Origin of the sequence: Lentzea waywayandensis, from assembly GCF_900115955.1 — a bacterium.
In the GTDB taxonomy this organism is placed as follows: Bacteria; Actinomycetota; Actinomycetes; order Mycobacteriales; family Pseudonocardiaceae; genus Lentzea; species Lentzea waywayandensis.
In genome coordinates this window covers 316,651-328,861 of sequence record NZ_FOYL01000002.1, presented here as the reverse complement: position 1 = coordinate 328,861, position 12,211 = coordinate 316,651, and the positions used below count along the sequence as shown (strand labels likewise).

At 69.5% G+C, this 12,211-nt stretch carries 12 protein-coding genes and 2 pseudogenes; 6 read left to right on the top strand and 8 right to left on the bottom strand.

Annotation, left to right across the window (positions count from 1 at the left end; all coding sequences use genetic code 11):
• Positions 1 to 11: 11 nt before the first annotated feature.
• Positions 12 to 884: an alpha/beta hydrolase gene (locus tag BM417_RS06440; protein WP_245821738.1), complete on the bottom strand. Its 873-nt coding sequence runs from the start codon at positions 882 to 884 to the stop codon at positions 12 to 14.
• A gap of 81 nt (positions 885 to 965) precedes the next feature.
• Positions 966 to 1,321, bottom strand: a pseudogene (tnpA, locus tag BM417_RS06435) (IS200/IS605 family transposase).
• Between the two features lie 108 nt (positions 1,322 to 1,429).
• Between tnpA and BM417_RS06430 the strand changes: the two are divergent.
• Together BM417_RS06430 and BM417_RS06425 are read left to right on the top strand one after the other, a co-directional pair.
• Positions 1,430 to 2,605, top strand: a complete 1,176-nt coding sequence (locus BM417_RS06430) for an RNA-guided endonuclease InsQ/TnpB family protein (protein WP_322788943.1) — start codon at positions 1,430 to 1,432, stop codon at positions 2,603 to 2,605.
• 172 nt (positions 2,606 to 2,777) lie between these two features.
• Positions 2,778 to 3,674 (top strand): oxidoreductase, encoded by an 897-nt coding sequence (locus BM417_RS06425; protein WP_093588850.1) that lies wholly within the window; start codon positions 2,778 to 2,780, stop codon positions 3,672 to 3,674.
• A gap of 98 nt (positions 3,675 to 3,772) precedes the next feature.
• Here BM417_RS06425 and BM417_RS06420 read toward each other — a convergent pair whose 3' ends face one another.
• A complete protein-coding gene (locus BM417_RS06420; protein WP_177320317.1) occupies positions 3,773 to 4,654 on the bottom strand; it encodes a BTAD domain-containing putative transcriptional regulator in 882 nt (293 codons plus the stop codon).
• Between the two features lie 263 nt (positions 4,655 to 4,917).
• Between BM417_RS06420 and BM417_RS06415 the strand changes: the two genes are divergently transcribed.
• The gene (locus BM417_RS06415) at positions 4,918 to 5,328 is read left to right on the top strand and encodes a peptidase inhibitor family I36 protein (RefSeq protein WP_143138531.1); all 411 of its coding nucleotides are present in this window, start codon (positions 4,918 to 4,920) and stop codon (positions 5,326 to 5,328) included.
• Positions 5,329 to 5,703: 375 nt separating this feature from the next.
• Here BM417_RS06415 and BM417_RS06405 read toward each other — a convergent pair whose 3' ends face one another.
• A complete protein-coding gene (locus BM417_RS06405; protein WP_093588846.1) occupies positions 5,704 to 6,624 on the bottom strand; it encodes an NADP-dependent oxidoreductase in 921 nt (306 codons plus the stop codon).
• A gap of 247 nt (positions 6,625 to 6,871) precedes the next feature.
• On the opposite strand from BM417_RS06405, the gene BM417_RS06400 reads away from it, so the two are divergent.
• Together BM417_RS06400 and BM417_RS06395 are read left to right on the top strand one after the other, a co-directional pair.
• Positions 6,872 to 9,013 (top strand): DEAD/DEAH box helicase, encoded by a 2,142-nt coding sequence (locus BM417_RS06400; protein ID WP_093588845.1) that lies wholly within the window; start codon positions 6,872 to 6,874, stop codon positions 9,011 to 9,013.
• An 18-nt stretch (positions 9,014 to 9,031) separates the two neighbouring features.
• Entirely contained in the window at positions 9,032 to 9,310 is a 279-nt protein-coding gene (locus BM417_RS06395) for a DUF7336 domain-containing protein (protein WP_093588844.1), read from the top strand.
• Between the two features lie 101 nt (positions 9,311 to 9,411).
• Here BM417_RS06395 and BM417_RS06390 read toward each other — a convergent pair whose 3' ends face one another.
• Positions 9,412 to 10,230, bottom strand: coding sequence for an SDR family NAD(P)-dependent oxidoreductase (locus tag BM417_RS06390; protein ID WP_093588843.1), 819 nt, complete (start codon positions 10,228 to 10,230; stop codon positions 9,412 to 9,414).
• A gap of 88 nt (positions 10,231 to 10,318) precedes the next feature.
• Positions 10,319 to 11,017 carry a nitroreductase gene (locus BM417_RS06385; RefSeq protein WP_245821736.1) on the bottom strand — a complete coding sequence of 233 codons (699 nt, stop codon included), beginning with the start codon at positions 11,015 to 11,017 and terminating at the stop codon, positions 10,319 to 10,321.
• Positions 11,018 to 11,102: 85 nt separating this feature from the next.
• Between BM417_RS06385 and BM417_RS06380 the strand changes: the two genes are divergently transcribed.
• Complete coding sequence (locus BM417_RS06380; RefSeq protein WP_093588842.1) at positions 11,103 to 11,576, top strand: winged helix-turn-helix transcriptional regulator; 474 nt, start codon at positions 11,103 to 11,105, stop codon at positions 11,574 to 11,576.
• A 7-nt stretch (positions 11,577 to 11,583) separates the two neighbouring features.
• Here BM417_RS06380 and BM417_RS06375 read toward each other — a convergent pair whose 3' ends face one another.
• The gene (locus BM417_RS06375; RefSeq protein WP_093588841.1) at positions 11,584 to 11,883 is read right to left on the bottom strand and encodes a hypothetical protein; all 300 of its coding nucleotides are present in this window, start codon (positions 11,881 to 11,883) and stop codon (positions 11,584 to 11,586) included.
• A 120-nt stretch (positions 11,884 to 12,003) separates the two neighbouring features.
• A pseudogene (locus BM417_RS46660) lies at positions 12,004 to 12,144 on the bottom strand (N-acetyltransferase family protein); the annotation flags it as partial.
• Between the last annotated feature and the right edge of the window lie 67 nt (positions 12,145 to 12,211).

Here is a 12,211-nt window from a genome sequence, read left to right as displayed (position 1 = left end):
ACGGCCAGGGGTCAGGACACCGCCGCGGCGATGGACTCGGCGACCATGGCCATGGTGGTGCGAGCGCGGACGGGGTCCTCGGTGAGGAAGTAGTGGTCGGTGCCGGGCGTTTCGTCGTGGTGCACCGGCACGCCGGCTTCACGCAGGCGTGCGGCGTAGCGCCGGCCGTCGTGGCGAAGCACGTCGCGTTCGGCGGTCAGCACCACGGCGGGCGGCAGGCCGGACAGATCCGGTGCCAGCAAAGGAGAAGCCCACGGCTCCAGCCGGCTGGCGTGGTCGGGGAAGTAGACCCGGCGCACGAGCCGGCGCAGCTGCGGCGTGATCATGCCCGGCTCGTCGTGGCCGTGCTCGTCGTGGAAGGCCAGCACGGGAATCCCGAGCACCTGCAACGCGGGCAGCCAGCGCCCTCCGTCACGAGCCTGCAGGCTGACCGATGCCGCCAGGTTGCCGCCGGAGGAGAACCCGCCGACCGAGATCCGATCGCCGTCGAGCCGCAGGTCGCCGCCGCCCGCCGCCGCCCACGCCGCGACGTCGTGGCATTGGTGGTGGGCGACGGGATAGGTGACGTACGGCGCGGCACGGAAGTCGACGTTCAGCACAGGGACGCTGGTCGTCGCGGCGAGGTAGCGGCACCACCAGTCGTCCATGAACGGGTAGCGCATCATGAACGCTCCGCCGTGGAAGTGGACGTGCGCGGCGCCGGGCACCGGTCCGGAGTGCGGCTGGTAGACGTGCACGCGGACCCGGCCGTGCCGCGTGGGCACCCGGATCACCCGAGGCCGGGGCAGATCCGATCCCGCGAAGCGGAGCACCTCGCCGTAGCGCACGGTCCAGCGGGCGGTCGCGTGCATCGTCGCCGCGGCGATCCGGTCACTGAGGTTCACCTGAACTCCAATCGGCGGAAGCCTGGTCGTTTACGGCAAGGAGGAGCCGATCCCGGCTTGCGCGGCTCGTGCGGTGGGCCGTCAGTCGGGATGCTTCTGCTGGTCGATGTACTCCTTGATGATGGACAAGGGCGCACCACCGCACGACGCGGCGAAGTAGGGGGCGACCAGAAGTGCTGTCCCCACAGGTGTCGGTGGATGTGCGCGGAGAATTCCTGGCGCAGGCGTCGGGAGGAGACGCCTTTGAGACTGTGGCCCAGTGTGGACAGGGCCAGGCTGGGCGGGTAGTGCACAAGCAGGTGTACGTGGTCGGTCTCGCCGTTGAACTCAGGCAGCTCCGAGCCCAGGCCGGCGCACACGTCCCGCATGATCTCTTCGCAGCGGCGCAGGATCTGATCGGTGCACGCGCCACGCCGGTACTTAGTGACGAAGACCAGGTGGACGTGAAGGTTGTGGACGACACTGCGTCCCCTTGCGCCCGTCGGGGTCGGGTTCCCGCCGTGGTGACATAGACCAACGCTATGGTGATCAACGTGTAGCAGACGGTGCAGGTGCGGTTGCTGCCGTCGCCCGAGCAGGTAACGGCGCTGGCCGATACCTTGCGCGCCTGCAACTCGGCCGCGTCGTGGCTGTCTGAGCAGATGCACATTGCCGGGGTCGTGCGGAAGTTCGATGTGCAGAAGCGCTTCTACAGCGAACTGCGGGAACGGTTCGGGCTGGCCGCGCAGCCGGCGATCCGGGTGATCGGCAAGACAGTGGACGCCTACACGACACTGCGGGCCGGCCTCACGGCAGGCAACTACGGGTCGCCTGGGTCGGACCAGCGCCGCAAGGTCGAGGACACCCCGATCAGGTTCCGTCCGCAGGCGGGGCAGCCGTTCGACGCCCGCTGCCTGTCCTGGCAGTTCGGTGCCGCGGGCCGCGACGGGACAGTGTCGATCTGGACGGTCGCCGGACGGCTCCGCAGTGTGCGGATCGTGGGAAATCCCAGGCATCTCGCCCTGTTGCGTTCCCGGCCGGCGATCGGGGAGACCGATCTGCTGCACCGGGACGGGGTGTGGCTGCTGCACGCCGTCGTCGACAGTCCCGAGGCACCCCGGCGGGAACCGGTGAACGGGTTCCTCGGGGTCGACCTGGGCATCGTGAACATCGCGACCACCTCTGACGGTGACCGGTTCTGCGGGTCGTGCCTGAGCCGCTACCGCAAGCGCCAGCAGCGAATCAGGAAGCGATTGCAGGCCAAGAAGACCTCCTCCGCGCGACGGCTGCTTAAAAAACGCCGCCGCAAGGAGGCACGGTTCGCCGCCGACGTGAACCACCGGATCAGCAAGAACATCGTGGCCGAGGCTGAACGCACCGGACGCGGGATCGCCGTCGAGGAACTGACGGGAATCCGCGTCCGGGTACGGCTTCGCAAGCCCCAACGGGCCACGCTGCACTCCTGGGCGTTCGCCCAGCTCGGTCAGTTCCTGACCTACAAGGCCCAGCAGGCCGGTGTGGTGGTGGTGCAGGTCGATCCGGCCTACACCTCGCAGACCTGCCACGCCTGCGGGCACGTCGACAAACGCAACCGCCGCAGTCAAGCGGTGTTCCAGTGTGGCCGGTGTGACTTCGTTGGGCACGCCGACCACAACGCGGCACACAACATCGCGGCACGCGGTGTCGTGCGCTGGGGCGAAGTCATGCGCCCAGCCGCAGCGCCCATCCTGGCAGCCAGCTAGGACGGCAGCAGCAAGCCTGAAAACCGCCGCTCGCGGCGGCTGGCAAGCTCGTTCGTTCAGGGACGAGTTCATGACAGTGGTTCTTCGTCGCTCGACGGCTCAGCGGATCGAACCTCGCCGCAGGGCTCATGACCGCCACGCCGACCTCGGGCGGGAGCCTAAGCTGGCGATCATGACGAAGCACCGCTGGACCGCCGACGACCTTCCCGACCTGACCGGTCGCACCGTCGTGGTGACCGGCGCGGCCAGCGGGGTGGGCCGCGGCACCGCGACCGCCTTCGCCGCGGCCGGGGCGCGCACGGTGCTCGCGGTGCGCGACGTCGCCGCCGGTGAGCGGGCGGCGGCCGCCATGTCCGGCACCACCGAGGTCCGCGAACTGGACCTGGCGAACCTGGCGTCGGTGCGCGCGTTCGCCGAGGGCTGGCAGGGCGCGCTCGACGTCCTGGTCAACAACGCCGGTGTGGCGATGACCCCGCACGGTCACACGGCGGACGGATTCGAGCTGCAGTTCGGCACCAACCACCTCGGCCACTTCGCGCTGACCAACCTGCTGCTGCCCTCGATCACCGACCGCGTGGTGACCGTGGCCTCCGGCGCGCACAAGGCGGGCGTGCTCGATCTCGACGACCTCGACTTCGCCCGCTCCGGCTACACCCCGGTGAAGGCCTACGGCCGGTCGAAGCTGGCGAACCTGCTGTTCACCCTTGAGCTGGACCGACGCTGCCGCGAGGCAGGGTCGTCCGTGCGCGCGCTGTCCGCGCACCCCGGCTACTCGGCGACCAACCTGGGCACCAAGGGCCGCAACCCGCAGCTGGTCAAGATCGTGCACCTGGCCGGGCGCTACCTGGCGCAGACCGAGGCACAGGGCGCGCTGCCGTCGTTGTACGCGGCGACGCAGGACCTGCCGGGCGCCAGCTACGTCGGCCCGGACGGACGGTTCGAGCTGCACGGCCACCCCGCGCTGGTCGGCCGGTCGGCGGCGGCCAGCGACCCGGTGCTGGCGCGGCGGCTGTGGGAGGCGTCGGAGCGGCTGACCGGGGTGAGGTTCCCGCTGACCGCGAAGTCCTGAGCCCTGCGCTCAGCCCTGCCTTGCCCTATCCGCTGTCGCGGTCACGCCGGCGGCTACGTCCTGGTCGCCGAGCTGGTAGCCGCGGAAGTCCTGCGGCATCACACTTCCTGCCGCAGGACCCTCAGATGGGCGTCCCGCAGGTCCCGCCGGGGCTCGACGCCCAGTTCGGCGGCGAGCCGGTCGCGGACCCGCTCGAACAGGCGCAGCGCCGACGCCTGTTGTCCGGTCCGGGCCAGCGCCAGCATCAGCCGTGCCTGCAAGCCTTCGTGCAACGGCTCGTCGTGCGCCAGCGTGATCAACGATGGCGAGAACGGCTCGCCCGGCGCGCCCAGCACCATGTCGGTGTGTGCGAGCACGGCGGCGATCCGGCGCTGGTGCAACGCGATCGCGTTCGGGTGCAGCCGCACCTCGGCGGGCAGGTCGGCGAGCGCCGGCCCGCGCCACAAGCCGACCGCCTCGCTCAGGCCGGCGAGATCTGAGCGCGACAGGAGTTCGTTGAACCGCAGCAGATCCAGCCCACCGCAGTCGGCGACGAGCCGGTAGCCGCCGTGTGCCCGTTCCACCGCGCTGAACGACCGCAGCCGCGCGACGTAGTTGTGCACCAGGTGGACGTGCGAATGCGGCGGTGAGTCCAGCCACAGCGCGTCGATGATCTCTTCGCGAGTCACGACCTGGTTCGGGTGCAGCGCGAGCAGGCCGAGTAGACGGCGTTGCATCAACGGCACCGGCACGCCCTCGACCTCCAGCGGTCCGAGGATCCTGATGCGCGCCGACGGTGTGCGGGTGAAGACCGCCGAGTCGAGCCCAACGGTCGATGCCAGCCGGCGTAACAGGTCCGGGCGCGGCGCAGAGCCGTTCTCGATGTAGCGCAGCGCGCGCACGCTGACCCGTGCCCGGTCGGCGACTTCGCGCTGCGTCAGGCCGAGCAGGGCCCGCTGGGCGCGCAGTGCCGCGCCGAAGGTTCTCGTAGATTTCCTCATGGTGAACACCCCGGCTCCCATGAAACCCCGTCGCGCACGGATTTTCAGCCCTTTTGATCGGACGGCGGCATGTCATCGGAAGCCTGCGGATTTGCCGGTCGTGTCAACGCAACACCGTTGTTCAGGACGTTGTCGCTGGTCAGCTGGTCCGGTCCGCTAATAGTGGGGGCCAGTATGCCGGTGGAGAATTGATGGAGAGTCCACTGAGTCGCTCGTCCTAGCATTCCCCGTAAGTCGGAAATCCACAGCAGGGGGAGAACAGCATGCTTGCGAGGAAAGCAGCGGCGTTGCTCGCCACGGCCGCCGCCGTGGTCGTGTCGGTCGTGGTCGCCCCGTCCGCCAGTGCCCACGTGCCGAACCGGTGCAGCGGCTGGCGCGTCGGCGTCTTCGACCTGAACAACTACGCTGGACAGCACGCGTGTTTCAACAGCGGTTCGGGTGACCTCCGCCAGTTCGCGCTCAACAACAGGATCAGCTCGGCGTGGAGCCACGACACGGTGCCGTGGTGCCTTTACGACGACTTCAGCTTCCGCGTGCCGTTCTCGCAGATGGCTCCCGGCGGCCACTACCCGGTCTTCGCCGCGTTCGCGACCAACCGGGCGAGCTCGATCCAGCGCGGGGCCTGTCCGGCCGGTTTCGGCGTGCTTCCCGAGCCCGGTGTGTCCGTCAGCTAGAAATGAGGCTCCTCTCGCAAAACGCTCGGCCGGGGTTTCCCGGCCGAGTGTTTTCAATGAAACTTGTGTGATCTGTCGGGCGTATTCGGGATTTCCCTCCGCGGCACGACAACGGGCCTTCCGGGTGGTGTGACGCACCCTTCGGCGAGTTCTACGACTTCAGCTCACCGGAAGTGCGCCTCTACGACGACTTCGACCCCGGACCACGACCTCGCTGGTCTGGCGCCCAGCTGGTCGACGAGTGCGCTCAGATGGTCCGCGGCACCTGCCAGCAATCCGTCCGCAGCATTCGTGCCGGTGCCCGGCCGGTCGTGCAGCATCACCCGCGCACCGGGGTCCGCCGAGGAGAGCGCCCGCCTGCTCGGGCACTGATCGTCAGCGCTCGTCGACCACGATGATCGACTTTCCGCCGCCACCGCGTCCCGCGCCGAAGGCGGTCACTGCTTCGGCCAGTGGGTACCGGGAACCGACCAGAACTCGCAGACTTCCCTCGCGGACGAGCTTCGCCAGCTCGGCCAGCCGGACTCGGTCCGCCTCGACGACGAAGAAGATCGTCCGGCCGTCGCGCGGCCTGGCCTTCGAGGGCTCGCTGATGGTGACCAGGGTGCCGCCGGCGCGGACCAGCCCGGCCGAGCGTTCGAGGATCTCCCCTCCGAAGACGTCCAGGACCACGTCGACTTCGCCGACGTCCTCCAGGCGCTCGGTCTGCAGGTCGACGAAGGCGTCGGCGCCCAGATCGAGCGCGACGTCACGGTTGCCGGCGCGGCCTGTGCCGATGACTCTCGCTCCCGCCCCGCGTGCGAGTTGCACCGCGATCGATCCCACCCCGCCCGCCGCGCCGTGGATCAGGACGGTCTGCCCGGACTGGAGCCGGGCGTGATCGAACAGCGCCTGCCACGCGGTCAGGCCGGAGATCGGGAGGGCGGCGCCGACGGTGTGGTCGACGTCAGCCGGGAGGGGCGCGAGGTTGCGGGCCTCGACAGCCGTGAACTCGGCGAGCGATCCGTCCCGGGTCCAGTCGGCGAGCCCGAACACCCGCTGTCCGACGGTGAGCCCGATGGTGCCGTACCCGAGTTCTGCCACGACGCCGGACAACTCGTGACCGGGCACGCTGGGAGTCCGATCGCGACCGGCCCGGTCCGTCCAGGTTCCCGGCCAGTCGAGTTCGCCGGGGGTGAAGCCGGCCGCGCACACCCGCACGATGACGTCGTTCTCCGCGGCGTGCGGGTAGGGGCGGTCGGTCAGGGTCAGACCACCAAGGCCGGCTGCGCGGTTCTGGACGGTGATGGCTTTCATGACTCCAAAACTAGCCCGGTTTCGGCTCGGAAGCCGGGGTCACTCGGCATCCGGGAACGGGAACCGGTCGGGGTTCACCGAAGAGCGCGAGCCGGCGCGTCCAGCTGTTCGAGGAGGACGCGCAGTCCGGCGGACATCCGGGTCACGTGCCGGCCAGGGACGGGTCGACCGATCCGCGTCCTGTGCTCCGAGCACCGGCGAGAGGTCTGCTTTCGGTACCCTCTGACCGCCTGACGGAAGGACACGGGTGGACGACTCGTCGAAGGTCGGTAGGCATGCTCGCGCGGTGCTGGGCGCCGCGAAGGCGTTCCGCGCCGAGGCAGCAGGGGTGCGCGCGGAACCGGATCGGCTGCTCGCGCTCGCCGCCGCGCAGTACCAGGCGGTCCGGGACTCGCTGGTGGCCGACCAGCTGCGCGGCATGCCGGTGGACAAGCTCCGGGACACGAGGGCGAACCTGCGGCTGAGCAAGCTGAAGGCCGCCGGGTACCGGACCGTCGCCGACGTCGCCGCGGCGCGCCCGGAACAGCTCGACGGCGTGCCCGGAGTCGGCAGGCAGTCCGCCGAGCAGATCGTGCGGGTCGCCCGCGCCGTCGTCGAGGGCGTCGCGCGCGAGACGGCCGTCCGGCTGAACCCCGACCGCGCTGACCGCGCCCAGACCGAGCTGTTGCAGCTGATGTCCAAGCTGCGCAGGGCGAACCAGCTCGTCGGTCCGCTGCGCGAGCCGCTCGGAGACGTGCTGGGCAGGGTCGACGCCGACGTGCGCGCCGCGTCCCGTGCCTGGAGCCGGGTGCGGATGTTCTTCTCGTTGCGGAAGAACCGGCAGGCCGCCCTCGATTCGCTCGACCGGCTCGAGGCCCTGCTGGGCAGTCGCGACGTGGCGGCGTTGCGCGCGGTGGGCACGCAGCTGCGCGTGCCGGACCTGGATCACCGCGCGCTGTGGCGCGACTACGAGCTCGACGCGGCCGCGTACAACACGCTTCTCGCCGACCTCGCCGGTGCGGACGCGGTGCCGGATCGCGGTGCCGCCAAGGGTTTCGTCCCGGCCGACATCGAGCACGAGGTCGACGCGACCACACTGGACACCAGCCTGCTGAAGGTGTCGCTGCGCGGCTACCAGGTGTTCGGAGCCAAGTTCGCGCTGGCCCGCAAGCGCGTCATCATCGGCGACGAGATGGGGCTGGGCAAGACGATCGAGGCCATCGCGGTGATGGCCAGCCTCGCGGCCGGTGGGCGGCGAGGTTTCCTGGTGGTCTGTCCGGCGAGCGTCGTCGTCAACTGGGTCAACGAGATCGCCAGGCACAGCGACCTCGTGCCGCACCGGATGCACGGCGTGGGCCGCGACGGCGCGGTCGGCAAGTGGCTGGCGCAGGGCGGTGTCGGCGTGACGACGTTCGGCACGTTGCCGAAACTGGCGCTGCCGAAGAGGTTCCGCCCCGCGATGGTCGTGGTCGACGAGGCGCACTACGTGAAGAACCCGGACACGCAGCGCTCACAGGCGGTCAACACGATCGTGCAGCGCGCGGAGCGGGCAGTGCTGCTCACCGGCACGCCGATGGAGAACCGCGTCGAGGAGTTCCGCAACCTGGTCGCCTATCTCCAGCCGAGCGTCGCGGCCCGCACGGGCGCCACCGACGCGGTGGTGGGAGCGAAGGCCTTCCGCCGCGTGGTCGCACCGGTGTACCTGCGGCGCAACCAGGAGGACGTGCTGGGGGAGTTGCCGGAGCTGCTGGAGATGGAGGACTGGGTCGAGTTCGGCAAGCAGGACCGACGTGCGTATCTCGACGCGGTGCGCGAGGGGAACCTGATGGCGATGCGCCGCGCCGCCTACGAGCCGGGCACGCCCCGCGGCTCGGCGAAGCTGGAGCGGCTGCTGGAGATCATCGAGGAGTCGAGGGACAACGGCTGGAAGGTCGTGGTGTTCTCGTACTTCCACGACGTGCTGGACGCGGTAGCGGACCACGTCGAGGTCTTCGGCCCCCTGACCGGCGCGACGTCGGCTGAGGGCCGCCAACAACTGGTGGACGACTTCACGGCGTGCGAGGACCACGCGGTGCTAGTGGCCCAGATCGAGGCGGGCGGCGTGGGCCTCAACATCCAGGCCGCGTCCGTGGTGATCATCGCGGAGCCGCAGTGGAAGCCGAGCACGGAGGACCAGGCGATCGCCCGTTGTCACCGGATGGGCCAGGTCCGCAAGGTCCACGTGCACCGGTTGCTGGTCAAGGACAGCGTGGACGCGCGGGTGCAGGAGATCCGCGACCACAAGACCCTGCTGTTCGACCACTACGCGCGCGAAAGCGACACGAAGCACTCCCACGCGAGCGCACTGGACTCGGCGGTGTCGGTGGAGCAGCGAGTGGTGCAGGCCGAGCAGCAACGCCTTGGTCTCTAGGAACTGGACGCGTGCTGGATGAGTGACCGAGTTTTCCTGCTTTGGCACGTACATCACGTCGCTCAGGACGCGAGCGGGGAGACCCGGCACTTCTCCGTCGACGGCGAGTTCTGGGCCGATGAGGAAGAAGGCGACGACGTCAAGCTCCTCGGCGTCTACTCCACACGGGAGAAGGCGATGGCGCGAATCGATCGCGCCAGGCGGCTCGCAGGGTTCCGGGACGAGCCGGAGTGCTTCCACATCGACGAGTACGCGCTCGACGAGGCTCAGTGGACCGATGGGTTCACCACGATCTGACGAACTCGAAAGGCAGGCGCCCCAACGAAATCCGTCGGGCGCCGGCGTCACGACGCCTTGGTCTTCGCTTCGCCTTCACTGAATCCGCGCTGTCCGGGCGATCAGTCCTGCCGGTCGCGCGCCACGAGCTTGCGCTGGGTCCGGCGGCCTTGGGCCACCATGAACGGAATCGCGCGCAGCCCGAAGCGCGGGAACGTGTCGGCCAGCCGGGCCAGTGCTCCGCGCCACCTCGGGATGGTGGTGACCGGTTTCGGTTTGTCGAGCACGGCGGCGACGGCGGCGGCGATGTCGGCGGGCTGCAACAGCGTGCCGGAGAACGACAGCGCGGCCGCCGGATCGTCGAGTTTGTCGTAGAGCATCGGCGTCCAGATGCCGTCCGGGCAGACGCACGAGATGTCGATGTCCTGGACGCCCGCGTGCCGGAGGTCGGCGAGGGTGCTGAGGCTGAAGCCGATGGCCGCGTGCTTGGAGGCGGCGTACACCGCTTCGCCTGCGACGGCCGTGATGCCCGCGAGGGACACGATGTTCACGACGTGCCCGCCGCCGTTGCCGCGCATGGCCTGGATCGCGGCGACCGTTCCGTTGATGGTCCCGAGCGCGTTGACCTCGATCATCAGCCTGCGGGTTGCGGCGCTCTGCTCCCACGCGGGCCCGGTCATCAGCACCCCGGCGTTGTTGACCCAGACCTCGAGCCTGCCCGCACGGTCGACGATGTCGTCGCGTGCCGCCGCAACGGCCGCGTCGTCCCGCACGTCGAGCACCCGCGCGGTCGCGCCGATCTCGGCGGCGGTCGCGGTCGCGGTGGCTTCGTCGACGTCGGTGACCAGCACCGTGTAGCCGCGTTCGACCAGCATCCGCGCGACCAGCTTGCCCACGCCGCGCCCGGCCCCGGTCACGACCGCACCCGCTTTCGCTGTCATGGCAGGAGTATCGCGCCCTGTGCGCCGTCGATCGACCCGGCGCGTACGGTGCCGCCGACACACAGGCTCGGGGACACCCTGAGACGGATCACGTGGAGTGCCACGTCACGGCGGTGCCGGTGTTCGCGCGAGTGGTGCGGAAGCCGTTGGCCGGATGCGCCGTGTCGGGGTATCCGAACGAGACTCCGACGACGACGCGCCTGGACTCGGGAAGCCCGAAGTGGTCGCGCAGGAAGCCGGAGTACCCCGCGAGCGCGGCCTGGGGCGCCGCGGCGAGGCCAAGGCTCTGTGCGGCGAGCAGGAACGAGTTGAGATAGAGGCCGCAGTCGATCGCGCCGTAGACGCCGAGGTCGGCTTCGGTGGTGATGATCGCGACGTGCGGTGCGTCGAACAGCTCGAAGTTGCGCAGCATCTGCCGGACGGTGCCCTCGTGATCGCCGCGTTCGATGCCGAGGCTGGTGTAGAGCTGCTTGCCGCACTCCCGGCGACGTTCCTGGTAGACGCCCGTGTACTGGGTGGGAAAGGGGAAGTCCGGCCGGCCTGGATTGTCCTGCAGGTGTTCGAGCAGTTGCGTGCGCATCCTGTCCGTTGCGGCGCCTTCGGTGATGGTCACGTGCCACGGCTGGGTGTTGCACCAGGACGGGGTGCGCTGCGCGAGGGCGAGCACCTGCTCGATGGTGTTCCTCGGGACCTGCTCGGGCAGGAACTGGCGGCAGGTCCACCTCTCGGCGAGCAACCGGTGCAGCGCCTCGTGCAGGCCTGGGGGCGTGACGGTCGCCGTGCTCACGGGAACCTCCAGGGTGGTCTCTTTTCGAGACCGACGCTAGCACGGAGTGGTCTCGAAAAGAGACCATCTTCGGTAGGGTCGGGGTATGCGGTACGAACAGCTCGCCGACCTGCCCTGCTCGATCACCCGCCCGCTGGTGGTGCTGGGGGACAGGTGGACGTTGCTGATCCTGAAGGAGGCCTTCGCGGGCGTGCGGCGGTTCAACGCGTTCCAAAGCAACCTGGGAATCCCGCGCAGCCGCCTGCAGGACCGGCTCGCCCGGCTGGTGGATCACGAGATCCTGGTGCGGCAGCAGGCTGTCGACGGGGACCACGTCGAGTACCGGCTCAGTCGCAAGGGGCACGACCTCTACCCGATCCTGCTGGCGATCAAGGACTGGGGCGACGCCCACATGGCGCCTGACGGGCCGCCGGTGCACTACCGGCATCGCGACTGCGCCGGCGAGGCACGGGTCACGCTGGCGTGCGACTGCTGCGGAGAACGAATGACGGCGCACGACGTCGTGCCCGAGGCCGGTCCTGGGCTTCTGGCGCATGTCGACGCGGGTGCACGGGGCTAGGACGTGGTCAGACGGGATCGGTGAACGAGATCGGTTTGCCGGTGGCGTGGGCGTAGGCGATCTCCCTGCTCGTGGACTCGCCGACGTATCCGCCGGGGTTGACGACCAGAACCCGGTCAGCCAGGTCGATCTTGCGCAGGTGAAGGGCGTCCAGCGCGGTCTTCTGCTCGTCGGTGATCAACTCGTCCGTTTCGCCTGGCGCGACGACGATGGCACCCGCGAAGGTCAGGTCACGGTTCGCCGCACGCATCTCGTCCACGAACCGCACAGAGCCGCAGATGCAGACGATCTCAGGTCGGTCGGGCACGGCTCAGTCCTTCGGTCGAACGGGAAACCGTCAGTGTGCACGTTGACATCACAGACAGGCGCACGAGCCAACCGTTCACGCAGCGAGATGGTCACCATGCGGCTGCACCGTCGCAGGCGGGAGGCCGGCGTCGTCGGCGGCGTTGACCTGCTTGTGCGCCAAGGCTTTGCCGACGCCTCGGCCTCGGAAGTCCGCGCCCACGTACACGGAGGTCTCGGCGACGCCGGAGCAGCAGTCCCGTGTGGACACGGCTGTGAGTGCGGCTCAGTGGCCGGCGCGGTCGTCACGGCTGAAGTATCGACACGGATCGATGGTTGCGTCAATCGAT

Bases quoted from the DNA above. Each gene is read 5' to 3' on its own strand.
- BM417_RS06395 (WP_093588844.1), top strand. From the start codon at position 9,032: ATGAGTGACCGAGTTTTCCTGCTTTGGCACGTACATCACGTCGCTCAG.
- BM417_RS06425 (WP_093588850.1), top strand. From the start codon at position 2,778: ATGACGAAGCACCGCTGGACCGCCGACGACCTTCCCGACCTGACCGGT.
- BM417_RS06420 (WP_177320317.1), bottom strand. From the start codon at position 4,654: ATGAGGAAATCTACGAGAACCTTCGGCGCGGCACTGCGCGCCCAGCGG.
- BM417_RS06405 (WP_093588846.1), bottom strand. From the start codon at position 6,624: ATGAAAGCCATCACCGTCCAGAACCGCGCAGCCGGCCTTGGTGGTCTG.
- BM417_RS06390 (WP_093588843.1), bottom strand. From the start codon at position 10,230: ATGACAGCGAAAGCGGGTGCGGTCGTGACCGGGGCCGGGCGCGGCGTG.
- BM417_RS06380 (WP_093588842.1), top strand. From the start codon at position 11,103: ATGCGGTACGAACAGCTCGCCGACCTGCCCTGCTCGATCACCCGCCCG.
- BM417_RS06415 (WP_143138531.1), top strand. From the start codon at position 4,918: ATGCTTGCGAGGAAAGCAGCGGCGTTGCTCGCCACGGCCGCCGCCGTG.